Genomic DNA, 25,149 nt, shown 5'->3' with positions numbered 1-25,149 from the left:
TGCCCCGTTGATAGGGGCTCGGACGGGTTTGGCAATCGCGATTGTCTTGGGCTAGGCCCTGTGTCCGATGCTGACACTGCCCAACCTGCTGACGCTTTCGCGCATCCTGGCAGTGCCGATCCTCGTCTTCCTGCTGTGGCGGCCAAGCCCGATCGATTATGCGGTAACCTTCGTCCTCTACTGCATCGTCGGCATTACCGATTATTTCGACGGCTATCTCGCCCGCGCGCAGGGTCAGATTTCGCGGCTCGGCCAGTTCCTCGACCCGATCGCCGACAAGATCATGGTCGTTGCCGTATTGATTATGCTGATTTCCAGCAGACGCGAAAATCCCGTTCCGGAAATCGACGGACTTCACATCATTGCCGCGCTGGTGATCCTTCTTCGCGAGATCATCGTCTCCGGGCTTCGCGAATTTCTCGGCCCGCTGAACGTGTCGATGCCGGTCAGCCGCCTCGCCAAGTGGAAAACGACGTTCCAACTGGTCGCGCTCGGCGCGCTGATCCTTGGCGGAGCCTTGCCGCAGCAGGAGTGGGTGCACGATACCGGCCTTGTCTTCCTGTGGGCCGCCGCATCGCTCACCCTGATCACTGGCTACGATTATCTTCGAGTCGGCCTCCGCCACATGGACTAATCGACTGGCTCGCTCTGACTGAGCGAGTTTTGTCGTTTCAATCGATTAAAGCGCGCGCCTAAGCGTGCTTTCCTACACAAATTGAGACTCAGGAGCCGAAGGCATGGACGCGAAGACTGGTGATATCGGCGGCTGCCCGATGAAGGGGACGAAGGCTCGCTCACTGCTTGGCCGGACCAACAAGGATTGGTGGCCCGAGGCGCTTCCGGTCGACATGCTTCATCAGCATGGCGTGTCGCCCGATCCGATGGGCCCCGATTTCGATTATGCGGAGGCCTTCAAGCAACTCGACTACGACGCGCTCAAGGCCGACCTCACCGCATTGATGACCGACAGCAAGGATTGGTGGCCCGCGGACTATGGTCACTACGGGCCGTTCATGATCCGCATGGCGTGGCACGCCGCCGGCACCTATCGTGTCACGGACGGCCGTGGCGGCGCGTCGAGCGGCCAGCAGCGGTTCGAGCCGCTCAATAGCTGGCCGGACAATGGCAACCTCGACAAGGCTCGCCGCCTGCTGTGGCCGATCAAGCAGAAGTACGGGAAGAACATCAGCTGGGCCGACCTCTTCATCCTCGCCGGCAACGTGGCCATCGAAAGCATGGGCGGGCCGGTGTTCGGCTTCGGCGGCGGCCGCAAGGACGTCTACCAGTCTGAGGGCGACACCTTCTGGGGCGCCGAGGAAATCTGGGTCGACCAGGGTGCGGAGACCCGGATCACCGAAGAGCTTCCGGAACTCGAAGGTCCGCTCGCCGCCATCCAGATGGGTCTGATCTACGTTAATCCGGAAGGCCCGGGCGGTAACCCCGATCCGCTGCAGTCGGCGCGCGACATGAAGGCGACCTTCCTGCGCATGGCGATGAACTCGGAAGAAACGGTCGCGCTGACCGCTGGTGGTCACGCCTTCGGCAAGGCGCACGGCGCCAAGCCCGCGGAAAGCTTCCGCAAGAATCCCGCCGCCGAGGCAATTGAGCTCCAGGGCCTTGGGTGGCTCACCGACGAAGAGGAGATCGGCAAGGGCCACATCACGACCTCGGGCATCGAGGGCTCGTGGTCGAATAACCCGACCAAGTGGGGCGGCGACTATTTCCGCCTGCTGTTCAAATATGACTATGAACTGACGACTTCACCGGCTGGCGCGAAGCAATGGACCCCGATCAATCCCGATCCCGAGGATCTGGCGCCCGACGCTCGCGATCCCAGCAAGCGCGTCCCGACGATGATGACCACCGCCGACATGGCGCTGAAGATGGATCCGGAATTCCGCGCGATTTCCGAACGCTTCCGCGACGACCAGGCGGCGCTGGACGATGCGTTTGCCCGCGCGTGGTTCAAGCTGACCCACCGCGACATGGGGCCGAAGGCCCTCTACCTCGGGCCCGAAGTTCCCGAGGAAGACCTTATCTGGCAGGACCCGGTTCCGGCCGGCACCGCGCCCTCGGACTCCGACGTCTCGGCGTTCAAGTCGGCGGTGCTGGAAAGCGGGCTGACTGTCTCGCAGCTGGTCAAGACGGCTTGGGCCTCGGCCTCGACCTATCGCAAGTCGGACAAGCGTGGCGGTGCCAACGGCGCCCGCATCGCGCTTGCGCCGCAGAAGGACTGGGCCGTCAACGAGCCGGAAGAGCTCGCCAAGGTGCTCGGCAAGCTCAATGAGCTCCGCGGATCGATCTCACTGGCGGATGCGATCGTGCTGGCCGGTTCGGCGGCGGTCGAGAAGGCGGCCAAGGACGCCGGCTTCGACGTCACCGTGCCGTTCAAGGGCGGCCGTGGCGACGCGACCCAGGAATGGACCGACGTCGACAGCTTCGTCTGGATGGAACCGCAGGCCGACGGGTTCCGCAACTTCCTCAAGACCCGGCAAAGCGTGAAGACCGAGGAATTGCTCCTCGACAAGGCGTCGTTGCTGGGTCTGTCGGGGCCGGAAATGACGGTGTTGCTTGGCGGCCTGCGGGTGCTGGGCGCCAACTACAAGGATGCGCCGGAGGGCGTGTTCACCAGCCGCAAGGGACAGTTGACCAACGACTTCTTCGTCAACCTCCTCGACAACGAGACCTTCTGGGATCTCGTCGACCCGTCGAGCGATGAGGAATTCATCGGTTACACCCGTGGTGGCCGCAAGGAGCGGTGGCGTGCGACCCGCACGGACCTCATTTTCGGGTCCAACAGCCAGCTCCGCGCGACCGCCGAAGTCTATGCGGAGCGCGGCAACGAAGAGAAGTTCGTGAAGGACTTCGTCGCCGCCTGGACGAAGGTGATGAACGCCGACTTGGTCGGCTAGGACGCACCGAGGGGCGTCGCGTCCGCCGACGCGATCGCCTTGAGGGCCGTGGCGAGGAGGCGAAACTCCTCCTCGCGCGGACTGTTGCGGCGCCAGGCCAGCGCGATGCGCCGCGAGGCGTGATCGTTGTCGAGCGCCCTCGCCTCGATGCGCGTTCCGTCCAGCAGCCCCGCATCGATCGCCATTTGCGGGACGAACGTCAGCCCAAGGCCATTGTCGACCATCTGCACCAGTGTGTGGAGCGATGTCCCCATCATCGTCGCGGTCGCGCGAAGCTCCGGCCGATTGCAGGCGGCGAGGGCGTGGTCCTTCAGGCAATGCCCGTCTTCCAGCAGCAGCAGCCGGCCCTCGTCGATAGCGGCCGCTGCGACCGATTGGTCGGACGGCGCTTCACCCCGCGGGAAAGCGATGTAGAGCGCATCGTCGAAGAGCGGCGCCGTGTCGACGTCGCCGCAGGCATAGGGCATCGCCAGCAGGACGCAGTCGAGCTGGCCGCGATGGAGGGCGTCGCAGGCCGCCTGGCTGGTTTCTTCGCGCAGGAACAGCTTCAACGCGGGGAACTTTCGGCGAACCCCAGGCAGGAGGGAGGGCAGCAGGAAGGGCGCGATGGTCGGGATGACCCCCATCCTGAGATCGCCGGTCAGCGGCTGGCCCTCCGCTCGGGCCATGTCGGCCAACTCTTCGCTCTCGCGGAGCACTCGCTGCGCCTTGTCGGCAATCCGCAGGCCGAGCGGGGTAAACCTGACCACGCGCCGAGTGCGCTCGACCAAGATGGTGCCGAGCAGCGTTTCGAGCTCGCGAAGGCCGGCCGAAAGCGTCGACTGGGTGACGAAGCAAGCCTCGGCCGCGCGACCGAAATGGCCGTGCTGGCGCAACGCGACGAGATACTGCAGTTGCTTGAGGGTCGGCAGGTGGACGATCATTGGCAGATCCGATCAATTCTGCCGATATAATCGGTCACGGTAATCAGTCCAGCGTTCAAGCTAGCCGAGCGCCTTCCACAGGCCGAAGCCGCTGGTAAGGGTCAGTACCGACCCCACCAGCACCATGATCCGGTCGGGTTCGATCCTTTTCGCGATCAACGCCCCCAAGGGAGCAGCGATGACGCCGCCAATCAGCAGCCCGAGCGTTGCACGCGTTACCGCCTCAAGCCCGAGCGTCGCGATGAAAGTGGCCGAAATGGTGATCGTCAGGAAGAACTCGGCCGTATTGACGGTGCCGATGGTGTGACGGGGGAGGTACCCTGGACCATCAGGTTGGAACTGACCACCGGACCCCAGCCGCCACCGCCGGCCGCATCGAGGAACCCGCCGACGAGGCCGAGCGGCTCCACGATCCTGGGTTCCCGTTCGACATGTTTGTGGGTCCAGCCACGCCAGAACAGGTAGAGGCCGATCGACGTCAGGTAGACGAGAACCACCGGCCGCGCGATCGCCGCGTCAACCTGCGTGAGGACGTAGGCCCCGAGCACGCCGCCGATGATGCCGGGGATGACGATCCGGAAGAACAGCTTCCAGTTGACGTTGCGGTGGGCGACATGGCTGACCGCGGAGACGGCGGTGGTCGCGGTCTCCACCGCATGGACGCCGGCAGACGCGGTTGCGGGCGGGACTCCCATTCCAACCAGCAGGGTCGAACTGATCACGCCGAACGCCATGCCGAGTGCGCCGTCGACCAACTGCGCCGCAAAACCGATCAGAATGAAGGGCAGGAGGGCAGACGGATCAGCCAGCAAGTCGGCGAAAATGTTCGGTCTCCACCCTGATTTGACGATCGGTGATGCCCTAGTTGGTGCGGTGCAGCAAGGCGTTCCGGCGCTGGATTGGGCCCGTCCGGCTTTTCATGGGCGCGCGGAACACCTAGATTGGATGGCAAGCAAGGGTGGTACAGGTGCTGAACGGTCTCATTGCCTATCTCGATTCCGTGAAGTCGCGCGACCCCGCGGCGCGTTCGCGATGGGAAGTGCTGCTGTATCCGGGCGCATGGGCGCTGATGTTCCACCGCGTCGCCCACTGGCTATACGGTGGCCGGCTGTTTTTCCTCGCCCGCTTCGTGAATCATTTTTCGCGGATGCTGACCTCGATCGACATCCATCCGGGAGCCAGGATCGGCGCACGCTTTTTCATCGATCATGGCTTCACGGTGATCGGTGAAACCGCCGAGATCGGCGACGACGTCACCATCTACCAAAACGTGACGCTGGGCGGTACGAACCCGTCGACCGGCGTCGGCGGGAAGCGCCATCCGACCCTGAGCAGCGGCGTCGTCATCGGTTCCGGGGCGCAGATCCTTGGCCCCATCATCGTGGGTGAAAATGCCAAGGTTGGCGCCAACGCCGTGGTCACCCACGATGTCGTCCCCGGCGCGACGATGGTCGGTATCCCGGCGAAAGCCGTGCCGGTGGATACAGTGCATTACAGTCCCGGCTTCGTCCCTTATGGAACGCCGTGCGGCGAGGATTGCGATCCGGCGCGTGCCCGCTTGATCGAGCTCGAGGATCAGATCGACGCGCTCCGACAGGAGATCGCCGCGCTGAAAAGCCGGCGCAGCGAGACGCCGAAGGTGAAAAGCGCTTGAGCGTCATCACGCCGTTCCCGTCGCCCCGGGACCGGCAAGCCGTTGCTGCATTCGACCGGCTCGAGTTCCAGCGTATCCTCGACCTTTACGGCCGCATGGTCGCCGCCGGACATTGGCGCGACTATGGAGTCACGTTCACGCCCGAGGTGGCCGTGTTCTCCGCTTTCCGCCGAACCGCCGAGCGGCCCGAAATCCGGATCGAGAAACGCCCCCGGCTTCGGGCGAAGCAGGGGGCGTTTGCCTTGATTTCGGAACACGGCACCGTCCTCCAACGGGGGCACGACCTGGCCGGCGTGCTTGCCCCGCTTGAGCGGCGGCTTATGCGGCTGGTTGGGGAATAGCGACCCGGTCCAGCAACGGCAGGCGCGACCGCAGCGTGTCGGGAAGTCGTTCCACCACCATCCGCCGCGCCTGATGCCAGTAGGCCGACAGCAGCAGCAGTGCCGAGCCGATGACGAGGGCGGTAAAAGCGACGCTTAGCTCGACGGCCCCGACCTGCTTGAACAGCTCGCTGAGCGCGTAGAGGACATAGGCGAGCGCGGAGACGAGCAGTGCGCGGCGGTCGATCGCGAGCGCGGCGATGCCGAGCACGACATAGAGCGCGACTACCGCCACCGCTTCGGGAACGCTGGCATTGCCGTCATTGAGGCCAAGCAGGGTGAAGATCGGGTGGACGATCATCGGCGCGGCAAGCAGGTGAAGCCAGAAGGCGACGTCGGAGCGGCGGGTGGTCCGCGCCGGATCCGAGGAATCCCAGCGCATCGCGAACAGGAACATGCCGATGCCAAGCGCCAGGACGAAGCCGAGCACCAGGTCCTTCATCTGCTCGACCTGTTCGCCAAGGATGGCGACGAGGATCGCGACGAAGATCATCGCCACGGCGGCGGCGCCGGCGGCGACGGTGATCGGCACATGGAATCGGCGCCAGTGGAGATACGCTCCGGCCGCGGCGATGGCGGCGGAAACCGCGCCGACCGTGGCGGCAAGCGGGGCATTGTTCTCGAACGCCGCCTCGCCGATGACGAGCGCGATCGACGTCGCGGCCGTGAACAGCACGCCGCCAACGAAGGCGAGCAGCAGCAGGATCGACGGCAGCGCCATTCGGCGCTTGGCGGTGAAGACCGTCGCCAGGCCCCAAGCCGTGGCGGCGATCAACGCCGGAGCGAACGGGCCGGGGCCGTCATGGTCGAGCACGAGGCCCATCGACTGGCTGATCGACTGGCCGATCCAGCCGACCGCGAATAGCAGGATCGCACTGGCGACCGAGACAAAGATGTCGTTGAAGCTGTTGATCAGTCGAAACTGTTCTTCGTCGACCGCGGGCGAGCGCCGCTGCTGGTCGAAGAAGTCGCGAAGCGATGCGGCGCCTTCCGCGCTGATCGCGCCGGCGGCGACCGCTTCGTCCAAATCCTGTTGGCTGTACATCGGACAATATCCTCCCTGTGCGCCCATCGTGGCACAGGGTGTGTTATTGTGTCAATACAGCATGGCGGCGATTAGCCGTGGGTAGGGGATGGCCGGCGTTCACACAGGGGGGAAGTCGGGAACGCCGGCCAAACTGAGAAAAGTTAGCGGCAGCGGACGTTGCTGCGTTCGATCTTCCGGCCGACCAGCGCGCCAGCAGCGGCGCCGAGGATGGTGCCGGTTGCGCGCTCACCGCGCGTATCGATGGCGCGGCCGATCAGCGCACCGCCAGCGGCACCGATGATGAGGCCGGTCGTGCCGTTCGGGCGCTTGCAGCGCCAGCGGCCACGGGAATCCTGCCACATCTTGCCCTTGTAATAGCCGCCATGAGCGAGCGCGGGCGTGGCGCTGACGGTCGGCACCACCATCGTGGCAGCCGCGGCGGCCATCATGAACTTGCGCATCGAATACTCCTTTGTGAACTTTATCTTTGTGGATCGCGAAAACCCGCGATCGAAAGGATTGTTGCGCCCGTCATTCTTAACGATGCACAACCGGGCAAGGGCGGTTAAACGCAAATCGTCCTGTTAACGGCGAACCGTTGGTCGCAGGTGGGCCAAAGGAGGCAGGCGGTGTGCAATCTTTATACGATGACCGCGACCGTCGACGAATTGCGCCGGATGTTCGGACCGTTTGACGGTGAAACCGCGAACTTGCCCCCGTTCGACGAAATCTACCCGGGAAAGCCGGCGCCGGTGCTACGACGCACCGGCGGGAAGATGAAGCTTGAGACCATGACCTGGGGCTTTCCGGGACCGGCGGCCGCCAAGGGACGACCGGTCACCAACGTCCGCAATCTCGACAGCCCGTTCTGGCGATCCGCGCTGCAGGCGCCGGAGCGCCGCTGTATCGTCCCCGTTACCAGATTTTGTGAATGGACCGCGGAGCCCGACCCGGTGACCAAGCGAAAATCAAAGGTGTGGTTCGGAATGCAGGAAGGGAGCGAGCCGCTGTTCGCGTTCGCGGGTGTGTGGCGGCCGGGCGAGGGCGGTCCGTTCATGGCTTTCCTGACCTGCGAGGCCAACCGGACGGTCGGGGCGGTGCATCCCAAGGCCATGCCGGTGATACTCCGGCCCGCCGATGCGCTCCGCTGGATTGAAGGCGACAGGGAACAAGCTTGCGCTCTTGCGCTTCCATTTCCCGATGCCGACATGAGACGCATCGAATTGACCAGCTAGCCGCCGCGAAGGCGCCAACAGGAGGGACCAGATGGCAGAGACCAAAAAGGCAGGCGGCAAGCGCGTGCTCAAGAAATCGATCAAACTTGGCGACAAGGGCGAACTGAAGATCAAGGTCGGCAAGGCAAAGAAAGCCGACGGCAAGAACAAGCCTAAGAAGGGCAAGGGCAAGGACCACTCGGCGCTCGAAAGCCTGGCCAGGCTAGCGGAATCTCCCTTGGTGGCGGACCTGATCGCGGTCGGTGCGACCGCCGCGGTGGCGGCGCTTGCCGGATCGAAGAAGAGGGACGGCAAGTCGGCGGCGAAGGCGGCCGCGGCCGCGATCGGCACGCGGTTGATGAGCGAATTCAATTCGCTGAAGGACAGCGCGAAGGACGCCGCCAAGGATTCGAAAAAAGCCTAGGCGGGCCGCCTCAGCAGGGTGATCCGGGCGCGGCCAACGTCGCGTTCGGCATCCGTTTCATACGCTTCGCATTCGACGCGGTCGCCGCGCGCCGTTTCGATCGCCATCCATCCGCCGGGGCGGAGCCAGTCGGCCTCGCAAACTGCCTTGGCCACCGCTGTCCCCGATCCTGGGGCGTAAGGCGGATCGGCCAGCACCAGGTCGAACGTCTCGCCCTTGGGCAGGCGCAGCGCCGACGTCGCCTTCACGACCGCCTGTGTCGCGCCAAGCCTGGCGAGGTTGGCGCGGATCGCCTCGAGCGCCGCGCGGTCTTGTTCGACGAAGCAGGCGCTGGCAGCGCCTCGCGACAGGGCCTCGATGCCCAACGCGGCGCTGCCCGCGAACAAGTCGGCGACGGCAAGATCCTCGAAGCTGCCGAGACGGCTTGTCAGCATCGAGAACAGCGTTTCGCGGGTACGGTCGGCGGTTGGCCGCGTCGCAAGCCCGGTTGGCGCAACCAGCGCTCGCCCGCGCCACTGGCCCGCGATAACCCTCATTTTTTCAGCGTGCGGCGGAACTGGAACAAGGCCTCGCGCTGAACCTCGCTGACCGCGCCCGGCGCCAGATCTTCGACCGTGAACGGACCGTAGCTGGTCCGGATCAGACGCGACACCTGCATGCCGAGATGGGCGAGCACGTTGCGCACCTCGCGATTCTTGCCCTCGGTCAAGCTGAGTTCGATCCAGCAATTGCGGCCTGTACGTCGCTCTAGATTGGCATCGATCGAGCCGTAGCGGACGCCGTCGATGGTGATGCCCTCGGCAAGGTCCTCCAGAGCCTCCTGAGTGATGTCGCCGAAGGCGCGGGCGCGGTAGGTCCGGACCACGCCAGTGCTGGGTAGTTCGAGTTGCCGCTTCAGCTCGCCATCGTTGGTGAGCAGCAGCAGGCCCTCGGTATTGTAGTCGAGCCGCCCGACCGGCATCAGCCGGGGCAGGCCGGAGGGCAGCCGGTCGTAGATCGTCGCGCGGCCCTTGGGATCGTTGGCGGCGGTCAGGGTGCGCGGCGGCTTGTAGAAGCGGTAGAGCCGGGCGGCTGCCGGTGGCCGGACCGGCTTGCCGTCGACCGTCACGCCCGACAAATCTGTCAGCAGCGTCGCCGGAGTCGTAAGCTTTTCGCCATTGAGGGCGATGCGGCCCTCCTCGATCATCCGCTCGATCTCGCGCCGTGAGGCGACCCCGGCGCGGGCCAGCAGCTTGGCGATGCGCTGCGGGCCGTCGTCGCGTGCGGGGGCGGGCTTGGGCCCGCGCGGTCGGTCGGCCCCGCCGCGCGGGCGCTCGGTCGCACCGTCGCGGGACCGGCGGGATGGTCGCGGAGCCGAGCCGCGGCTGGGTCGTTGCGGGGTCAAGTCATTCGTCCTACGAGGGTCTCATGCTGTTCGGGAAGCGTAAGCGCGTCGTCAAGCGCATCCTTATCGTCGAGGACGAGCCACTGACCGCGTTCGACAATGAAAACATGATCCGCGAAGCGGGTTATGAAGTCGTGGCGACCATAGACCGCTATGCCGACGCCATCGCCAAACTCGACGAAGAAGAGGTCGACCTTATCCTGAGTGACGTCCGTCTGAGTGGCGAACGATCCGGGATCGATGTTGCCAACGCGGGTCGCGAGCGTGGTATCCCCGTCCTGTTCGTGACCGGCAATCCGCCGCCCAACGCTCGCGAGCTGGTGATGGGCTGCCTGCTGAAGCCTTACAACGACCGCACCCTGAAATCCGCGCTGAAGGCGGTCGATGACCGGCTAGCGGGGCGCGACGCCAAGCCGCCCAAGGGGTTGGAGCTCTACGAGACGACGGAAGGCTGACCGCCCAACGCGGCCGCGATGTTGCGGTGGAATTCCGCAATGCCCTGTTCCAGCGTTCCGAGAGTGACTTGCGCGAGCTCGCCGCTAGCCAGTCCTTCGTGGCAGAGCGCCGCCGCGCGGAAATCCTCTGCCGCGAAGGTCCCGCCGTCCAGCAGCTCCCAGCTTTTCGCCCAGTGCGCTTCTTCGTCAGTCGTCTCGGGCGGTGCGGGGATCAGCATGAAATCCTCGACCAGCGACCTGTCGACCGATTGCGGCATCACGACCAGCAGGTTCACATAGTCGGGGCTGACGACGACGATCGAAGCCGGAAACAGGTGATAGGTATAGGTGACCGCGCGGCGGAGCGCCGTCCAATCGTCGCGGTCGATCTCCGAAACGAGCGAGGCGCGGCCGACGACTGCGCGCTGATGCGGGCCGATGCGGTCAGCGGCGGTGATTCCGTCGGCGAAGAACTTGCCGATGGTCGAGGCATGAAGCCGCTGGACGTGATAGCTTTCGAGGAAGGCATCGACGATCAGCTTCCAATTCGACGCGACTTGGTGGGTTTTGCGCCGGTAGAGGTGCAGCCGCTGCATCCCGAAGGCATCGAAATCATCGTCAAGTGCCTGCACCGAAGCGAAATCGGCGGCCTTGTCCCGCGCGAACCAGATCAGCCCACCGGCCTCCACCGACGCATATTCGCGAAGGCCGTGCCTGCCCTTGTCAAGGCCGGGGAAGCATTCACCGCGCGGCATCCCGGTCAGTTCCCCGTCCGGCTTGTAGGCCCAGGCGTGGTAAGGGCAGACGATCCGCTTGGCGCAGACGACATCCTGGCCTTCGACCAGGCGAGTCCCCCGGTGCCGGCAGACATTCGCGAACACATGAGCCTTGCCGTCGGCGTCGCGGGTCAGGATGAGCGGAATGCCGTAGTCATCGTGCGCGACCGCCATGTTGGGGGAGGGAAGCAGCGCCGAGGGCGCGATCGGCTGAGGCAGCGTCCCGAAGAGAATGTCGTGCTCGGCCGCGAACCGCACCGGATCGATATAGACCGACGCATCAAGGGCTTCGACGGCCTGTCCCATCGCGGCCTCGCCCCTGGCCAGCGCATCGGCCAGCGCGCGCTGGCCCGGCGTCGGGCGAGGGGCGGAACGCGGCATGTCCATGAGGCCGATCGTGCGCCCCTCGCGGCGAGGTTGCAAGCGTGCGCCACCTTCCCCTTTCGCGCCGCCAAACCGCTGCTAGGTTGCGCGGCAATTCGCGGGGAGTGCCATCATGAACGGAATGCAGGTTGCCATCTTCGTCGCGGTGCTGGTCGCCCTCGGGCTGCTCGCGACGCGGCTTGCATCGTTCAAGCCCTATTTGCGCAAGATGCCACTTGTCGCCTTCCTCCTCGGTATTTCCAGCGGATTTCCGCTGACACTGCTGCTGGCGACGATGACCTTCTGGTTGTCGAAGGTCGGCATCGACAAGGCGACGATCGGCTTCGCGATTGGCCTGACCACGCCATACACGCTCAAGTTCCTGTGGGCCCCGCTGGTCGACAAGCTGCCGCTGCCCGTTCTCACGCGAGCCTTCGGTCAGCGGCGCGGGTGGCTATTCCTCATCCAGGGCCTGCTGGTCATCGCGCTGTGGCAACTCGGCGCCAGTAATCCGCAACCGGGCGCGATGGGGGCGTTCGCCTTCTGGGCGATTGTCGTCGCCTTCCTGTCTGCAACCCAGGACATCGTCATCGACGCCTATCGCATCGAAATTTTGAGCGACGAGGAAATCGCCCACGGCACCGCGACCAACCAGTTCGGCTATCGCACAGGTAACCTGATTGCCGGCGCGGGCACGATCTTCCTCGCATCGTCGGAAGGGCTCGGCTTGGGCTGGGCCGTCGCCTACGGCCTGACCGGCCTCTGCATCATCCCGGCAATCCTGGGCGCACTGTGGGCAGGCCCGGGTCGCTACGTCGACCGCTATGCCTCGGCAAGTGGCATGCGCGCCGGGCAATGGCTTCGCGAATCCGTATGGAATCCGTTCCGCGAGTTCCTTCGCCGTGACGGAGCCTTCCTGATCCTTGCGTTCGTCCTGCTTTACAAGGTCGGCGACGCGATGGGCCAGTCGATGCTCAGCCCGATGATCGTCGAACTGGGCTTCGCCGATCTCGATTACGTATCCGCCAACAAGGCTTGGGGATTTGCGGCGTTGATCATCGGTTCGGCGCTCGGCGCGCCGTTCATCCTCTGGCTCGGCATGGGGCGCGCGCTCCTGGTCTCCGGCCTGCTCATGATGTTCTCCAACGTCATGTTCATGGTCCTGGCCATGGTCGGCAACGATTATTGGACGCTGGTCGCCGCCGTCGTGACGGAGAACCTGACCAGCGGGATCGGTCTGACCGTGTTCACGACCTATCTCTCGGGACTCTCCAGCCTGGCCTACACCGCCACCCAATTCGCGCTGCTGTCGTCGTTTGCTGCGGTCGGGCGGACATGGCTGGCAACGCCCGCGGGGATCGCCGCCGAAAAACTGGGCTGGGTGACCTTCTGGGGAATGACCATCGTCGCGGCCATCCCGGGCATGATCCTGCTGTGGGTACTGTGGTCGAAGGGTTACGTCGTGCAGTCGGTGCGCCAGACCCGCAACGACGAAGACCCGCTGGATACGCTTCCCGATCAGTCCGCCCCGTCGCCGAGACCTGTAGCTTAATCGGGCAGGGTGCCGTTGCGCTTCAGGACATCCCCGGCAAGATAGAGCGAGCCGGCGATCAGCCTCGGTTCCGGAAGGCCGCGAAGTGCCGCTTCGACGTCCGGCGCGGCGCGTCCCCCGAAACTGGCGGCAAGGCCCGCCGGGTCGTGGGAGGGATGGTCGGGAACCGGAACGAAGGTGAGGGACAGGGCGTGGGCCGCTAGCGGCGCGATAACCCCTTCGGCGTCTTTGTTGGCAAGGATGCCGATGACGAGGTGCATCGGGCGATCGACAAGGATTGCGGCCAGCGCGGCGGCGGCATCGGGATTGTGCGCACCGTCGACATAGGTCTCCCTCTCGGGGGCTAGTGGCCCATCGGGAAGACGTTGGAACCGGGCGGGCCAATCGGCCCCGGCAATGCCGCGCCGGAATGTCTCGAGCGTCACCGTCACGAGTGCCTGGGATGACAGCATCGTCCAGGCAAGATTTGCATTGCGCAATTGGTGTGCGCCGGGAAGCGAAGGGGACAGGGTCGGATCGATGGTCCAGTCCCGGCCTTCCAGGAGGACCGGCGCGCCTTGCGCCCCCGCGACGGCCTCGATCGCCTCGAGCGCTTCCGGACTGTTACGCAGAACCACCAGCGGTACACCGGACTTGGCAATGCCCGCTTTCTCGGTGGCAACCTCCGCGATGGTGGTGCCGAGATATTGCTGGTGATCGAGGCCAAGGCTGGCGATTCCGCAGGCTGCGGGCCGTTCGATGACGTTGGTGGCGTCGAGGCGCCCGCCGAGGCCGACCTCGAGGATGCAGGCATCGGCCGTCGTGGCGGCGAATGCCAGAAAGGCCGCGGCAGTATTCACTTCGAAGAGGCTGGCGCCGATGTCGTCATTATGGTCGAGCACCCGGCCCATAACGTCGGCGAGCGCATCGTCGTCGATCAGCCGTCCGGCGACGCGAATGCGCTCATTGTATCGAACCAGGTGCGGACTGGTGAAGACATGAACGCGGTGCCCGGCTTCTTCCAGACCGGCGCGAAGGAGCGCGCACGTCGATCCCTTGCCGTTGGTCCCAGCGACATGAAAAACCGGTGGCAGCCGGTCCTGCGGATTGCCGAGCCGGTCGAGCAGGACGCGAATGCGGTCGAGGCCGATCTGTTCGCGCTCGACATATTGGTTTGCCTGCCGTTCGATCAGCGCGGCGATGCGCGGGTCGGTGGCCCGCACGACTTCCTTCATCAGGCCGCCTTGGGCTTCGCCGGGGCGAGGTAGCCGACCAGCCGGCCGAGCCGGTCCTTCAGCGCGTGGCGATGGACCACCATGTCGATCATGCCATGGTCGAGCAGATATTCGGCGCGCTGGAATCCTTCGGGCAACTTCTCGCGAATGGTCTGCTCGATCACCCGCTGCCCGCGAACCCGATCAGCGCGCCCGGTTCCGCAAGCTGGACGTCGCCGAGCATGGCGTAGGATGCGGTGACGCCGCCCGTCGTGGGATCCGTCAGCACGACGATGTAGGGCAGGCCGGCTTCGCGAAGCTGCGCCAGCGCGACGGTCGAGCGCGGCATCTGCATCAAGGATAAAATGCCTTCCTGCATGCGTGCGCCGCCAGCAGCGGTGAAGAGAATGTAGGGGGTCTTCCCCTTGATCGCGGCCTTAACGCCGGCGACGAACGCCGCGCCGACGCCGACCCCCATCGACCCGCCCATGAAGGCAAAATCCTGGACGCCGACGACAACGGCATGGCCCTCGATCTTGCCCTTGGCATTGATCAGCGCGTCGCGTTCCTTGGTCGCGGTGCGCGCCGCCTTGATGCGGTCGGTATAACGCTTGGTGTCCTTGAACTTCAGCGGGTCTTCGCGGACGTCGGGCGTTGGCAAGGTCTCATACTTGCCCTTGTCGAACAGCAGGTCGAAGCGCGCGCCGGGGCCGATGCGGTCGTGATGGTCACATCGCGGGCAGACGTACTGATTGTCCTCCCACTCCTTGGTGAAGACCATCGACGCGCATTTTCCGCACTTGTGCCATAAATTGTCGGCGCTCTGCCGCTTGGTCAGCGACTGGATGCCGTTGCGGACGCGGGACAGCCAACTCATTCGATCAAATCTCCTTGCGGCGCGCGGAGTAAGCCCGCGGCGCGGCGGTGTCCACTACAGCGTCGCGGCGATCTCGCGCAGCGCGGCCGCTGGATGCTCCGCCTCGGTGACCGGCCGGCCGATAACCAGCATCGAAGCACCCGCGTCCATGGCCGCCCGCGGCGTCATGACCCGCTTCTGGTCCCCAACGCCCGATTGCGCGGGCCGGATGCCCGGGATCACGAAATAGCCGTCCTTCCAGGCCTTGCGCGCGGCCGCGACCTCGTTGCCGGAACAGACGATGCCGTCGAGACCTGCTTCCTGTGCGAGGGCGGCGAGGCGCTCTACCTGGGCGTGCGGGTCAGCCGCGACGCCGATGCTGCCAAGGTCGCCCGCGTCGAGGCTGGTGAGCACGGTCACTCCCACGACCCTGGTGTCGGCTGGCGCGGCCGCCTTGGCCGCTTCCATCATCGCCCGACCGCCGGCGGCGTGGACGGTCATCACCGCAGGGACGACCGGTGCCAGCGCCTGGATCGCCTTGGCGACGGTGTTGGGAATGTCGTGAAACTTCAGGTCGAGAAAGATCGGCAGGCCGAGTTCGGCAATTTCCATCACGCCATGCCGGCCGTTGTGACTGAAGAATTCGAGCCCCAGCTTGACCCCGCCGGCCTGTCCCTTGACCGCCGTGGCAATAGCCCGCGCCCGATCGAGGTCGGGCGTGTCGATCGCGACGAAGATCGGACTAGTCATCGGACGAGCCCTGAACCGGGGTTTCTTCGGTCGGCAACGGCGGAGGAGCGGGCGTGACGATCGGCCGCTCCAACGCGATCAGCTTTCGACGCGCCGCCCACAGCTTGCCGCGCATGACCAGCCAGATCGGCACGAAGCCGAGCAGGAACATGATCGCCATCAACAGCGGCACCTTGATGTCCGCCTGCAACGGTCCCCACATGTCGAGCGTTACGTTGTTCCAGTTGCGGACGGAAAAAATCGCGCAGACCACCGCGATCGCCATCCACATCAGCGTTGTTAGAAAGCGCATGCGGCTTCCCTAGCGGTGTCGGGCAGCCGACACCAGACCGATCGCGGTTCGTCGCCCCGAGCCATCGCTTCGGCGCAGCGACGGAGCGAGGCAGTTGAGGCGGCGCTTGGCCATCGCCAAGGAAGGCGCGGGCGGAGGATTTCATTGGAACGACAGCATAAAATCGGCGTCGCATTATTGGCGACGGTGGTGGGCGCGGTGGCACTCGCTGCGGCGGATGGCGGGAACGCGAAAGATCCGCTTGTCCAGAACGAAGCCGAAGCAGCGAAACAGGCCGAGCAGGCGGCGACGCGCGCAATGCTGGTCAAGGTCGCGCCGTTCGCGCGCAAGGACATCGATTATGCCTCCCTCGACCAGCGCTTCCGCCGGCTGGCGGAAAAGCCAACGATGGTCGGAATGGCGGTCGGCATCGTCGAAAATGGCCGGATCACCTTCCTCAACGGCTATGGCGAGACACTCGAGGGATCGGGCGAGAAGGTGACGCCGGATACGGTGTTCCGCTGGGCGTCTGTCTCCAAGGGTGTTGCCGCAACCATGGTCGCCAAGCTGGCCGAGGAGGGGAAGGTCGAATTGCAGGCCCCGGTCGCGCGCTACGCCGCGTCGCTGAAGCTGCCAGGCGGCCTTGAGCACAAGGCGAGCGTGTCGGACGTGCTTAGCCACCGCCTGGGTCTTTACCGCAACGCGTACGACAACAAGTTGGAGGAAGGGCAGAACGCGCGCTTCCTGCGCAGCACCCTGTCGCAACTGAACAGCATCTGCCCGCCCGGGACGTGCTGGAGCTATCAGAACGTCGCCTACGACGCGGCGAGCGAGATCGTCGAGCGCGTGACCGGCCAACCCTATGGCGTCGCGCTTCGCCGGGAATTGTTCGCGCCGATCGGAATGACGTCGGCCAGCGTCACGCGCGCGGGACTGCAATCCGCCAAGAGCTGGGCACGTCCGCACAGCGTCGGACGCCGGCCGCTCGAGGTCAACGATGTCTATTACGGCGTCCCTGCCGCGGGCGGCGTCAACAGCAATATCAAGGACATGGCGCTGTGGATGACGGCGCAGATGGGGCAGATGCCGGCGGTGCTCGACAAGAAGCTGCTGGGCAGCATCCATGCCCCGCTGGTGCCGACGCCCAACGAGCGGGGCCGGCTGCGCAAGTTCGCGGAGCGGGTGCATGACCCGATGTATGGCTTGGGCTGGCGGACCTATGATTACGCGGGCCACCGCATCATCGGCCATCGCGGCGGCGTGAACGGCTACCGCTCGCTGATCCTGTTCGATCCCAAGAAGAAAAGCGGGGTCGTCGCGCTCTGGAATTCGAACACCAGCCAACCCGGCGGTCTGGAATTCGAGGTGATGGACATGGTCTATCACCTTCCGTTCCGAGACTGGATGGAACTGGACAAGGGCGGGGCGACCGCGACGGCCGTCGCGGGCGAAGAACCGAACAGCGGCGACGCGCGTAATTAGGCGTCAGTCGGCGCTGACGGGCCCCGCCGCTGCCTGGACGAGCGTCGGCCCAGTAGGTGCCGGAGGATCCAGGCGATAAACGTCTTCGGCCCACTGGATTCCGGACGCCGACGGCATGGCCGTAAGATAGGCGATGAAGACCGGAACGGGCTTGGGAAGGGCGATGTGCTGGTCGCCCGCTGTGCCGTTGGTCCTCGGTTCGTCGCCCAGCAGCCACCGTGCGAGACGCGGTGCATCTTCCAGCCGGACACAGCCGTTGCTGTCGGTCCGGCGGGCGTTGGCGAACTGGGGCTTGTTCGGCGTATCGTGCAAGAAGATGCCCAGGTCGTTGGGGAAGCCGAACTTCATTCGCCCCATCGAATTGTAAGGGCCCGGCAGCTGGCGGAGGCTGACCTGGGTCTTGCCGTCGACCACGGCCTTCCAGTCGACGTCGGTGGGCGCGATGATCGACGCATCCGGGCCGAAGCGGTCGACCACTTCATAGCGGGCGCGCTTCAGATAGGAGACGCCCTGCCGAGCGATGCGCGGCGCGACGATCTTCTGCACCAGGTCGCTCGGCACGTTCCAATAAGGATTGGCGGTCACGTAGGACAGGGTGCTGGCCATCGGCGCCGTCGGCGTTTCGATCGTGCCGACAACGACGCGCATTAAATCGCGAACGCGCCCGTCCTCCATCATCCACAGCTCGGCCGTCGCCGGATTGACGACCAGGGCACGGCCCGACGGCGGAAGGACGCGGGCCCGCTCGAGATTGGAGAGAAGACGGGGATCGACGGGTGTGCCACTGGCTGTCGACGCGAGGATGGCGGCGCGAAGCTGCTCGTAGACGTCCGACCGGCGCAGGCTTGTCCGGACCAGGTGATCGAAGTCCGTCGACGATGCGGCGATCGCCAGTATCTCGTCCGCCGATCGCACCTTCGGCCGTGCCGCCGGATCGGTGTAGCGCAGGCCAAGCCCAGGACCGGTGAGTTGCCGCACCAGCATGACGTAGGCGGCGGAGAGGGAGCGTTCCGCCTCCGCGGCGCCGGCCGGACTGGCCAGCGATCGCTCGATGTGCGCGGCCAAGGACGGTCCGGAGGCGAATCCGTCGATGGCCGACGTCCTGAGGCGGTCGATCACCATGAGGGCGGCGGGCGAAGTCGCACCACCGGCCAGCCATAATGAATGCGCGCCGCGCCGCGTCACGAACCGGTCGATTGCTGCCTGGGTGCCGCTATCGACGCCGGGAATGGGCGGTGGTGGAAGCGGTGCGTGAACGACTGGTGGTGGCGGCTTTTTCTTGGCCTCGGCGGGCGCGCCGGTCGAGATCGCGGCAATCGTTACCGCGCAGACCAACACCCATGGGCGCCTAACCAGCATGGGCTTGATCATGCACGATTTTAACGAAAATTCAATTTGCGAGGGCGCCGTGCTCGACGAGATATTGTTTCAATTCGGCTGACCCCCCGATCTCTTTTCCACCGATCTCAACCAACGGCGTGGTGGTCAGGCCGCGTTCCTCCTTGAACGCCTCGACCTCCTCGCGCGAAGACAGGATGCGCTCGTCGATCTGATATCCAGCGTCCTCCAGCATGGCCTTGGCACGCGTGCCGAACGGGCATTCGTGGGTGGGCAGGACCATCCGGGTCAGGGTTGCGGTCTTGGGCACGGTCAAGCTCCTGAGGCGAGGGAGCTGCAAAAGCGCTTGACCCGGGTGCTTGGTTCCTAGGCGATCGACAGGGCGGCAAGCTTCGCGGCGGTGTTCATGTTGCGGGCGGTGCCGGCCTTTGCGGCCGGAATGACGAGGCGGCTCGTTCCCATCCCGTCGCCGTAGTGGACGTAAATTTCGCGCCTCCCGAGCGCCAACCGCTCTCCGTCCTGGTGTCTGACGTCGTCCAGCGCATCCGCCGGCGGCGCATCGTCGAGAAAAATGGCGATCACCCGGTTGCCAGGGCAATCGGCGAAGGGGTTGCCGGCGACCACGGCGGCCATCTCGGCGGCGGTCCGGACCATCACCCCGATCGGCTTTCCTGCGAAAGCATGCAGCCGCTCTTCCAGCCTCGTCTTGACCTGCGCCTCGTCTAGGTCCGTGTCGAACAACAGGTTCCCACTGGCGATGTAGGTTCGCGCGTTTGCAAGGCCGAGTTCGTCGGCCATGGACCTCAATTCGGTCATCGGAAGCTTGCCCGTCCCGCCGACATTCACGGCGCGCAACAGGGCGATGGTCGGCGTCAACGCTTTCGTCATCGCGTCACTGTAGGCAGGTCGCGGCAAAAGGGGAGTGGGTGTGACACAGACGCGAACGCTGGCGATGGCCGGGGCGCTGGCCGGCTGGATCGGACTTGGAATCCAGCTGGTCCTGTTCGTCGGCCGGTCGGGCCCGGTCGTCGGCGTGTGGCACTACCTCGGCTTCTTCACGACCCTGTCGAATATCGCCATCGCCATCATCGCGACGCTGATTGCGACAGGGCGTCGGCACTGGCTGACCGGCCCGCGGCCCCGGATGATGGGCCTGGTAGCGGTGCTGGCCGTCGCGCTCGTTTATTCGATCCTCTTGCGATCGCTGTGGGATCCGCATGGCTGGGACAAGGTCACCAATGTGCTGCTCCACGACGTGACGTCGCTTCTCTTCCTGCTGCTGTGGCTGTCGATGCCGCATGGCGGGTTGCGCTGGAGCGACCTGCCGTGGGCGCTGGCGCTGCCGGCCGTGTTCCTGGCGGTTGCACTGCTGCGTGGCGCCTTCGACGGCTGGTATCCTTACTATTTCCTCGACCCGGCAACGCAGGGCGTCGGGCAGCTGGCAGCGAACCTGGCCGGGGTCATGGTCGTGTTCACGATTGTCGCCGGATGCGTAATCGCCGTCGACCAGCGCTTGGCGAAGCGCCGGCATCAGTCGGGCGAGGGCGGAAGGTCCTCCAACCACTCGCGATAGGGTGTGTTGCGCGCCATGTGGCGATTGTAGTCGGGCGCCCCGTCGGTCCACCACGGATCGCCACGTTCGCCCAGCGAGCGCTTGGCACGGTCGACCGCGGCGCGCGCCTTCGCGCCGGCATCGCGATCGCCCGCTTTGCGCGCTACGCCCAGCTCGCGACGCGCCCGCATCAAGTCCCGGACAAGGCGCTCGCGCACATCTGGCGCCAGTCGGGGATCGGAACATCGCCACAGCCGCCCGCGCACAACGAAGTAACGGCCGTCCGGGGTGACCGGATGGTCCACCGCCTCAACCAATGCTGACGAAGCTGTCGAGGACGCGCTTGTGCCCGGCTTTCTCGAACTCGATTTCCAGCTTGTTGCCCTCGATCGCCTCGATCGTGCCGTAGCCGAATTTCCCGTGGAACACGCGCATGCCGACCGTCAGGTCGTCGCGGCCCTTGTTGCCGAGGCTGACGGCCGAGGCCCGCGCCTCGATCACCCGCGGCTGCTGGGTCGAGAAATTGCCGCCCGCGGCGCGCTGCCATCCCGGACCGCGCGTGGAGGCGCGCGTCGATTGCGCCGCGGCGAGGTGGGCGAACGGATCGCCGCGCTCGCTCCATTGCGCGCGCCACAGGCTTTCGCCGCCCGACATGGTGGTCTCTTCCTCGATATGCTCCTTGGGCAGCTCGCCGACGAAGCGGCTGGGGATCGAGGAGGTCCACTGACCGTAGATGCGGCGGTTGGCGGCGTGGAGGATGGTCGCCTGGCGCCGGGCGCGAGTAATCGCGACATAGGCTAGGCGGCGTTCTTCCTCGAGGCTGGCGAGACCGCCCTCGTCGAGCGCGCGCTGCGACGGGAACACGCCTTCTTCCCAACCGGCCAGGAACACGATCGGGAATTCCAGCCCCTTGGCGGCGTGAATGGTCATGATCGTGACCTTGGGCTCGCCGCGCTGGGCGTCATTGTCCATCACCAGGCTGACATGCTCGAGGAACGCGCCGAGCGTCTCATATTCCTCCATCGCGCGGGTCAGTTCGGCGAGGTTCTCGAGCCGTCCGGCCGCCTCGGCCGTGCGCTCCGCCTGAAGCGCCGCCGTGTAGCCGCTCTCGTCGAGCAGGATTCGGGCGAGCTCCGGATGCGGCAGCTCGCTTGCCATCTGCCGCCAGCGGGCGAGGTCGCCGACGAAGCGGCCGAGGCTGCGCCGAGCCTGCGGGGTCAACTCGTCGCTGTCGAGCATTTGCGCTGCGGCCATCAGCAGGGGCTGCGATGTGGCGCGGGCGAAGGCGTGGATGTTGGCGACGGCCTTGTCGCCGAGGCCGCGCTTGGGGACGTTGACGATGCGTTCGAAGGCGAGGTCGTCCGCCGGTTGCGCGACGAGGCGAAGGTAAGCGAGGGCGTCGCGGATTTCCGCCCGCTCGTAGAATCGGAAGCCGCCGACGATCTGGTAGGCGAGACCGATGGCAATGAACCGCTCTTCGAATTCGCGCGTCTGGAACTGGGCGCGGACGAGGATGGCGGTATCGTCGAGCGATCCGCCGCGCCGCTGGTGCGCCTCGATCTCCTCGCCGATGCGGCGCGCTTCCTCGGGCCCGTCCCACACGCCGATGACCTTGACCGGGTCGCCGGCGTCGACCTCGGTCCACAACGTCTTGCCGAGCCGCCCGGCGTTGTGGGCGATGAGGCCGGTGGCGGCGCCGAGGATGTGCGGCGTCGAGCGGTAATTCTGTTCCAGCCGGATCACCGCGGCGCCGGGAAAATCCTTTTCGAACCGCAGGATGTTGGCGACTTCTGCTCCGCGCCATGAGTAGATCGACTGGTCGTCGTCGCCGACGCAGCAGATATTGCGGCGTGGCTCGGCGAGCAGGCGCAGCCATTCATACTGGCTGGCATTGGTGTCCTGATATTCGTCGACCAGGATGTAGCGGAAGCGATCGCGGTACTTTTCCAGCACGTCGTCGTGCTTCTTGAAGATGGTCAGCGTGTGGAGCAGCAGGTCGCCGAAGTCGCAGGCGTTGAGCGCGACCAGCCGCGCCTGGTAGGCGGCATACATTTCCTGGCCGCGGCCGTTCGCGAAGGCCTCGCTCTCCGCCGCGTCGATCTCTTTCGGGGTCCAGCCACGGTTCTTCCAGCGGTCGATCAGTCCGGCCAGCTGCCGCGCCGGCCAGCGTTTCTCGTCGAGGTTCACGGCTACGATCAACTGCTTGAGCAGCCGGATTTGGTCGTCGGTATCGAGAATCGTGAAGTTCGACTGTAGCCCGACCAACTCGGCGTGGACCCGGAGCATCCGCGCTGCGACCGAGTGGAATGTGCCGAGCCAGGGCATGCCCTCGATCGCCCCGCCGCTGATATGCGACACGCGTTCCTTCATCTCGCGCGCCGCCTTGTTGGTGAAGGTGACGGCCAGGATTTGCGACGGCCAGGCACGGCGGGTGGCGATGATATGGGCAAGGCGCGCGGTCAGCGCCGCGGTCTTGCCCGTTCCCGCGCCGGCCAGCATCAGGACCGGTCCCTCGGTGGTCAGCACCGCCTCGCGCTGCGGCGGGTTGAGGCCGTTCAGGTATGCGGGATCGGGCGTCAGGGCAGGGGATTCGGGCACGGGGTGGAGGTAGGACGGGGGGAACGAAACGGCAACCGCTGCGGCGACTCGGTTATCCAGGCGACCGCAGACCAACATCTTGCCGACTTATGCGCAATATCCCCGTTATCCACAGGCAAAGACTCATATTTTCCGCTTTGCGCGAATCGAATTCGGAGTCATCTTGAGCATGTGATCGGGACGGAAGTTCCCGCCCTCCTCGGAGGGATGGAACGGAAGATCCGATCTCCGCCGGCAGGCGATGGTGAGATGCAAAGGGAGTGTCTTCGGACACGAACGGAGCGACGATCCGGACCAGCCGGTCAGAGGCGCCGGAAGAGCCAATCTTCCTGTCGCGAACGCGGTCCAAACCTTTCGGGGAGCGGACAGGCGGCGCGAAGGAGGTTGGTCCAAGAAGGGCCGCTGATGAAGAGGAACCCGTCTTCGGATTGGGATCCACTTTCGGAAGCGACGCCTGAGCTGGTGAGCCAGGATCGAAGAGCGGAAGACCTTCGGGTCATCAAGCTAGCGAACACCGGCAGATCCTTCGCTCGGCGCAGTGGGGGCTGGCAGAAATGCCGGCCCCCATTTCCGTTTGGGGAACCGAACACGATCCCCGCCTGATTTCCGTCGGTCGCGAAACCGCTTGACCTCTCGCCGCTGATGCCCCCCAATTTGCCAGCCGGATGAGGGGGGTAAGTTGCGTAGCTTCATTTTCGCCATCGGGGCACTCGCGGCGACTGCCGCCAGCGCGCAGGTCGCACCTAAGGTTGCCGGACAGAAGTGGTCGGTCGTCCCGATTTTCGCCGGATGCGCCCTTGAATCGCCGATCGCCGGCTCGGCCAGGTTCAACAGCGTCCGTGTCGCCGCGGGCGAAGCGGGCAAGGTCGGGACGGTGTCCCTGACCCTCGCCAAGGCCGAGGCTTCCACCCTTGCCGGGATCGCCGCCAAGGTGGGACGGGCCAAGCCAAGAGCGGGAAGCGCCTACATCCCGTTTGGCGAACCGACGCCCCAGATCACCTTGCAGCTGGAACCGCACGAGCTGACCGCGCTGGCCGACGGACAGCCGCTGCTGGTCGCTTTCCCCAAAAGCGAAATCCTGGCCATCGATTTCGGCGCCATCAACCTGTTCCAGGAGGGACTCGACAAGTGCAACCGCGTGGCTCTTGCGGAACTGCTGGGGCCTCTCGACACCGATGAAGTTCCGGTGACTCCGCCCTCGATCAAGGGGGGAAGCCTCGTCAGCATCTTCAACGCCAGCGACTATCCAGTCACTGCCTTGAAGCGGGAGATTCAAGGCCGGGTCATCGCGGTCCTTCGGGTCGACGCCGACGGGCGGCCTTCGGCCTGCAAGCCGTTCGGGCCCAGGGAAATCGAGGAACTGAAAAGGGCGACGTGCACCATCCTTCGCAGTCGCGCGCGCTACGTTCCCGCTCGCGCAGCAAGCGGAGCGGCAATCAGCTCCTATACGCGCACGACGATTGCGTGGGTGTTACCGTAATCGGGCTGCCACAGCCGCTTATCAGGTGACCTCCGGCGTCGCGCGCAACACCGGAGGATCGCCGCTGCGAGTGCTTAGTCGGTCAGGTTGGCGGGCACCTTACCGCCGTTGGCTGCAAGCTGTCGCATCACCTCGCGGTGAAGCCACATGTTCATTTCCGCGCTGCCGTCCTTCTCGCCGGTGTAACCAAGTTCGGTGGCCAGCTCGCTTCGGTTCTGCAGGCTGCTGTCGAGGCCAAGAAGCTTCATCAGGTCGACAATCGACGTTTTCCAGTTGAGGTCCGGATTCCCCTTCTGCGCGGCAATGTCGGTCAGCACCTGGTCGACGTCGACGGCGGCAGCCGTGCCCGTCGGCGACGGTGCAGTCGGTGCGCCGGGCGTGCCGAGCGGCGGGCCGCCGTCCCAGCCAGCCGGAATCTGCGGTTCGGTCCCCGGTGCCGCGGCGGGCTTGTGACCGAAGATTGCGTCCTTGATCTTGCTGAAGATGCCCATGGTTCGTCCTCCGATTGGCGGGTGAGATTGACGTAAGGATCAACGTGCGCGGCTGGCCTTCCGCTCCATCGGTCGGACGCATTTGCGGCGGATCG

At 65.4% G+C, this 25,149-nt stretch carries 26 protein-coding genes and 2 pseudogenes; 11 read left to right on the top strand and 17 right to left on the bottom strand.

The window, feature by feature from the left end:
• Positions 1-67 precede the first annotated feature (67 nt).
• Together pgsA and katG are read left to right on the top strand one after the other, a co-directional pair.
• The gene (gene pgsA / locus H9L12_RS07570) at positions 68-634 is read left to right on the top strand and encodes a CDP-diacylglycerol--glycerol-3-phosphate 3-phosphatidyltransferase (protein WP_187541228.1); all 567 of its coding nucleotides are present in this window, start codon (positions 68-70) and stop codon (positions 632-634) included.
• Positions 635-737: 103 nt separating this feature from the next.
• Positions 738-2,912, top strand: coding sequence for a catalase/peroxidase HPI (gene katG / locus H9L12_RS07565; protein ID WP_187541227.1), 2,175 nt, complete (start codon positions 738-740; stop codon positions 2,910-2,912).
• On the opposite strand, the gene H9L12_RS07560 is transcribed toward katG, so the two are convergent.
• Positions 2,909-3,835, bottom strand: coding sequence for a hydrogen peroxide-inducible genes activator (locus H9L12_RS07560; protein WP_187541226.1), 927 nt, complete (start codon positions 3,833-3,835; stop codon positions 2,909-2,911). The two genes, katG and H9L12_RS07560, sit on opposite strands and share 4 nt — an antisense overlap.
• A gap of 60 nt (positions 3,836-3,895) precedes the next feature.
• Positions 3,896-4,659 (bottom strand): annotated as a pseudogene (locus H9L12_RS07555) (sulfite exporter TauE/SafE family protein).
• 143 nt (positions 4,660-4,802) lie between these two features.
• On the opposite strand from H9L12_RS07555, the gene epsC reads away from it, so the two are divergent.
• The gene (gene epsC, locus H9L12_RS07550) at positions 4,803-5,489 is read left to right on the top strand and encodes a serine O-acetyltransferase EpsC (RefSeq protein ID WP_187541225.1); all 687 of its coding nucleotides are present in this window, start codon (positions 4,803-4,805) and stop codon (positions 5,487-5,489) included.
• A complete protein-coding gene (locus tag H9L12_RS07545) occupies positions 5,486-5,830 on the top strand; it encodes a DUF2794 domain-containing protein (RefSeq protein ID WP_187541224.1) in 345 nt (114 codons plus the stop codon). The genes epsC and H9L12_RS07545 overlap by 4 nt, the downstream gene beginning before the upstream one ends.
• On the opposite strand, the gene H9L12_RS07540 is transcribed toward H9L12_RS07545, so the two are convergent.
• The gene (locus H9L12_RS07540) at positions 5,808-6,914 is read right to left on the bottom strand and encodes a hypothetical protein (protein WP_187541223.1); all 1,107 of its coding nucleotides are present in this window, start codon (positions 6,912-6,914) and stop codon (positions 5,808-5,810) included. The genes H9L12_RS07545 and H9L12_RS07540 overlap by 23 nt on opposite strands.
• Positions 6,915-7,057: 143 nt before the next feature.
• Positions 7,058-7,357: a glycine zipper 2TM domain-containing protein gene (locus tag H9L12_RS07535; protein WP_187541222.1), complete on the bottom strand. Its 300-nt coding sequence runs from the start codon at positions 7,355-7,357 to the stop codon at positions 7,058-7,060.
• 168 nt (positions 7,358-7,525) lie between these two features.
• Between H9L12_RS07535 and H9L12_RS07530 the strand changes: the two genes are divergently transcribed.
• On the top strand, positions 7,526-8,131 hold the full coding sequence (locus tag H9L12_RS07530; protein ID WP_187541221.1) for an SOS response-associated peptidase: 606 nt from the start codon (positions 7,526-7,528) through the stop codon (positions 8,129-8,131).
• Positions 8,132-8,162: 31 nt separating this feature from the next.
• Complete coding sequence (locus H9L12_RS07525; RefSeq protein WP_187541220.1) at positions 8,163-8,534, top strand: hypothetical protein; 372 nt, start codon at positions 8,163-8,165, stop codon at positions 8,532-8,534.
• Here H9L12_RS07525 and rsmD read toward each other — a convergent pair.
• Positions 8,531-9,070 (bottom strand): 16S rRNA (guanine(966)-N(2))-methyltransferase RsmD, encoded by a 540-nt coding sequence (rsmD, locus tag H9L12_RS07520; protein WP_187541219.1) that lies wholly within the window; start codon positions 9,068-9,070, stop codon positions 8,531-8,533. The genes H9L12_RS07525 and rsmD overlap by 4 nt on opposite strands.
• Positions 9,067-9,918 (bottom strand): pseudouridine synthase, encoded by an 852-nt coding sequence (locus tag H9L12_RS07515; protein ID WP_187541218.1) that lies wholly within the window; start codon positions 9,916-9,918, stop codon positions 9,067-9,069. The genes rsmD and H9L12_RS07515 overlap by 4 nt, the downstream gene beginning before the upstream one ends.
• A gap of 23 nt (positions 9,919-9,941) precedes the next feature.
• Here H9L12_RS07515 and H9L12_RS07510 point away from each other — a divergent pair, with 23 nt between their 5' ends.
• On the top strand, positions 9,942-10,373 hold the full coding sequence (locus tag H9L12_RS07510) for a response regulator (protein ID WP_187541217.1): 432 nt from the start codon (positions 9,942-9,944) through the stop codon (positions 10,371-10,373).
• Here the strand turns inward: H9L12_RS07510 and H9L12_RS07505 are convergent.
• Positions 10,352-11,551: an aromatic ring-hydroxylating oxygenase subunit alpha gene (locus H9L12_RS07505; RefSeq protein WP_246450282.1), complete on the bottom strand. Its 1,200-nt coding sequence runs from the start codon at positions 11,549-11,551 to the stop codon at positions 10,352-10,354. The genes H9L12_RS07510 and H9L12_RS07505 overlap by 22 nt on opposite strands.
• Positions 11,552-11,624: 73 nt before the next feature.
• Between H9L12_RS07505 and H9L12_RS07500 the strand changes: the two genes are divergently transcribed.
• Positions 11,625-13,043 carry an AmpG family muropeptide MFS transporter gene (locus H9L12_RS07500; RefSeq protein WP_246450280.1) on the top strand — a complete coding sequence of 473 codons (1,419 nt, stop codon included), beginning with the start codon at positions 11,625-11,627 and terminating at the stop codon, positions 13,041-13,043.
• Here the strand turns inward: H9L12_RS07500 and H9L12_RS07495 are convergent.
• The 4 genes and pseudogenes from H9L12_RS07495 to H9L12_RS07480 form a co-directional block, all read right to left on the bottom strand.
• Complete coding sequence (locus H9L12_RS07495; RefSeq protein ID WP_187541216.1) at positions 13,040-14,257, bottom strand: bifunctional folylpolyglutamate synthase/dihydrofolate synthase; 1,218 nt, start codon at positions 14,255-14,257, stop codon at positions 13,040-13,042. The two genes, H9L12_RS07500 and H9L12_RS07495, sit on opposite strands and share 4 nt — an antisense overlap.
• Positions 14,257-15,113, bottom strand: a pseudogene (gene accD / locus H9L12_RS07490) (acetyl-CoA carboxylase, carboxyltransferase subunit beta). The gene H9L12_RS07495 and the pseudogene accD overlap by 1 nt, the downstream one beginning before the upstream one ends.
• 54 nt (positions 15,114-15,167) lie before the next feature.
• Entirely contained in the window at positions 15,168-15,842 is a 675-nt protein-coding gene (pyrF, locus tag H9L12_RS07485) for an orotidine-5'-phosphate decarboxylase (RefSeq protein ID WP_187541215.1), read from the bottom strand.
• Positions 15,835-16,134 (bottom strand): LapA family protein, encoded by a 300-nt coding sequence (locus H9L12_RS07480; protein WP_187541214.1) that lies wholly within the window; start codon positions 16,132-16,134, stop codon positions 15,835-15,837. Before H9L12_RS07480 ends, pyrF begins: the two co-directional genes overlap by 8 nt.
• Positions 16,135-16,278: 144 nt before the next feature.
• Here H9L12_RS07480 and H9L12_RS07475 point away from each other — a divergent pair, with 144 nt between their 5' ends.
• Positions 16,279-17,595, top strand: a complete 1,317-nt coding sequence (locus H9L12_RS07475; RefSeq protein ID WP_187541213.1) for a serine hydrolase domain-containing protein — start codon at positions 16,279-16,281, stop codon at positions 17,593-17,595.
• 3 nt (positions 17,596-17,598) lie between these two features.
• Here H9L12_RS07475 and H9L12_RS07470 read toward each other — a convergent pair whose 3' ends face one another.
• From H9L12_RS07470 to H9L12_RS07460, 3 genes are read right to left on the bottom strand one after another with little or no spacing between them, the layout of a single operon-like run.
• The gene (locus H9L12_RS07470; RefSeq protein WP_187541212.1) at positions 17,599-18,933 is read right to left on the bottom strand and encodes a L,D-transpeptidase family protein; all 1,335 of its coding nucleotides are present in this window, start codon (positions 18,931-18,933) and stop codon (positions 17,599-17,601) included.
• 52 nt (positions 18,934-18,985) lie between these two features.
• The gene (locus H9L12_RS07465) at positions 18,986-19,243 is read right to left on the bottom strand and encodes a glutathione S-transferase N-terminal domain-containing protein (RefSeq protein WP_246450278.1); all 258 of its coding nucleotides are present in this window, start codon (positions 19,241-19,243) and stop codon (positions 18,986-18,988) included.
• Positions 19,244-19,299: 56 nt separating this feature from the next.
• Complete coding sequence (locus tag H9L12_RS07460) at positions 19,300-19,821, bottom strand: DUF1697 domain-containing protein (RefSeq protein WP_223177093.1); 522 nt, start codon at positions 19,819-19,821, stop codon at positions 19,300-19,302.
• A 40-nt stretch (positions 19,822-19,861) separates the two neighbouring features.
• Here H9L12_RS07460 and H9L12_RS07455 point away from each other — a divergent pair, with 40 nt between their 5' ends.
• Entirely contained in the window at positions 19,862-20,506 is a 645-nt protein-coding gene (locus H9L12_RS07455; protein WP_187541210.1) for a Pr6Pr family membrane protein, read from the top strand.
• Here the strand turns inward: H9L12_RS07455 and H9L12_RS07450 are convergent.
• Positions 20,464-20,790, bottom strand: coding sequence for a hypothetical protein (locus H9L12_RS07450; RefSeq protein ID WP_187541209.1), 327 nt, complete (start codon positions 20,788-20,790; stop codon positions 20,464-20,466). The genes H9L12_RS07455 and H9L12_RS07450 overlap by 43 nt on opposite strands.
• A gap of 4 nt (positions 20,791-20,794) precedes the next feature.
• Positions 20,795-23,083, bottom strand: a complete 2,289-nt coding sequence (locus tag H9L12_RS07445) for an ATP-dependent helicase (protein ID WP_246450276.1) — start codon at positions 23,081-23,083, stop codon at positions 20,795-20,797.
• 679 nt (positions 23,084-23,762) lie between these two features.
• Here H9L12_RS07445 and H9L12_RS07440 point away from each other — a divergent pair.
• Complete coding sequence (locus H9L12_RS07440) at positions 23,763-24,563, top strand: energy transducer TonB (protein WP_187541207.1); 801 nt, start codon at positions 23,763-23,765, stop codon at positions 24,561-24,563.
• Positions 24,564-24,637: 74 nt separating this feature from the next.
• Here H9L12_RS07440 and H9L12_RS07435 read toward each other — a convergent pair whose 3' ends face one another.
• Positions 24,638-25,054 carry a DUF3597 domain-containing protein gene (locus H9L12_RS07435; RefSeq protein ID WP_187541206.1) on the bottom strand — a complete coding sequence of 139 codons (417 nt, stop codon included), beginning with the start codon at positions 25,052-25,054 and terminating at the stop codon, positions 24,638-24,640.
• Between the last annotated feature and the right edge of the window lie 95 nt (positions 25,055-25,149).

Source organism: Sphingomonas rhizophila (assembly GCF_014396585.1).
GTDB classification, from domain to species: domain Bacteria; phylum Pseudomonadota; class Alphaproteobacteria; order Sphingomonadales; family Sphingomonadaceae; genus Sphingomicrobium; species Sphingomicrobium rhizophilum.
This window is presented reverse-complemented; position numbering and strand designations above follow the sequence as displayed.

Bases quoted from the DNA above. Each gene is read 5' to 3' on its own strand.
- pgsA (WP_187541228.1), top strand. From the start codon at position 68: ATGCTGACACTGCCCAACCTGCTGACGCTTTCGCGCATCCTGGCAGTG.
- katG (WP_187541227.1), top strand. From the start codon at position 738: ATGGACGCGAAGACTGGTGATATCGGCGGCTGCCCGATGAAGGGGACG.
- H9L12_RS07560 (WP_187541226.1), bottom strand. From the start codon at position 3,835: ATGATCGTCCACCTGCCGACCCTCAAGCAACTGCAGTATCTCGTCGCG.
- H9L12_RS07540 (WP_187541223.1), bottom strand. From the start codon at position 6,914: ATGTACAGCCAACAGGATTTGGACGAAGCGGTCGCCGCCGGCGCGATC.
- H9L12_RS07535 (WP_187541222.1), bottom strand. From the start codon at position 7,357: ATGCGCAAGTTCATGATGGCCGCCGCGGCTGCCACGATGGTGGTGCCG.
- H9L12_RS07525 (WP_187541220.1), top strand. From the start codon at position 8,163: ATGGCAGAGACCAAAAAGGCAGGCGGCAAGCGCGTGCTCAAGAAATCG.
- rsmD (WP_187541219.1), bottom strand. From the start codon at position 9,070: ATGAGGGTTATCGCGGGCCAGTGGCGCGGGCGAGCGCTGGTTGCGCCA.
- H9L12_RS07510 (WP_187541217.1), top strand. From the start codon at position 9,942: ATGCTGTTCGGGAAGCGTAAGCGCGTCGTCAAGCGCATCCTTATCGTC.
- H9L12_RS07500 (WP_246450280.1), top strand. From the start codon at position 11,625: ATGAACGGAATGCAGGTTGCCATCTTCGTCGCGGTGCTGGTCGCCCTC.
- H9L12_RS07495 (WP_187541216.1), bottom strand. From the start codon at position 14,257: ATGAAGGAAGTCGTGCGGGCCACCGACCCGCGCATCGCCGCGCTGATC.
- pyrF (WP_187541215.1), bottom strand. From the start codon at position 15,842: ATGACTAGTCCGATCTTCGTCGCGATCGACACGCCCGACCTCGATCGG.
- H9L12_RS07480 (WP_187541214.1), bottom strand. From the start codon at position 16,134: ATGCGCTTTCTAACAACGCTGATGTGGATGGCGATCGCGGTGGTCTGC.
- H9L12_RS07460 (WP_223177093.1), bottom strand. From the start codon at position 19,821: ATGACGAAAGCGTTGACGCCGACCATCGCCCTGTTGCGCGCCGTGAAT.
- H9L12_RS07435 (WP_187541206.1), bottom strand. From the start codon at position 25,054: ATGGGCATCTTCAGCAAGATCAAGGACGCAATCTTCGGTCACAAGCCC.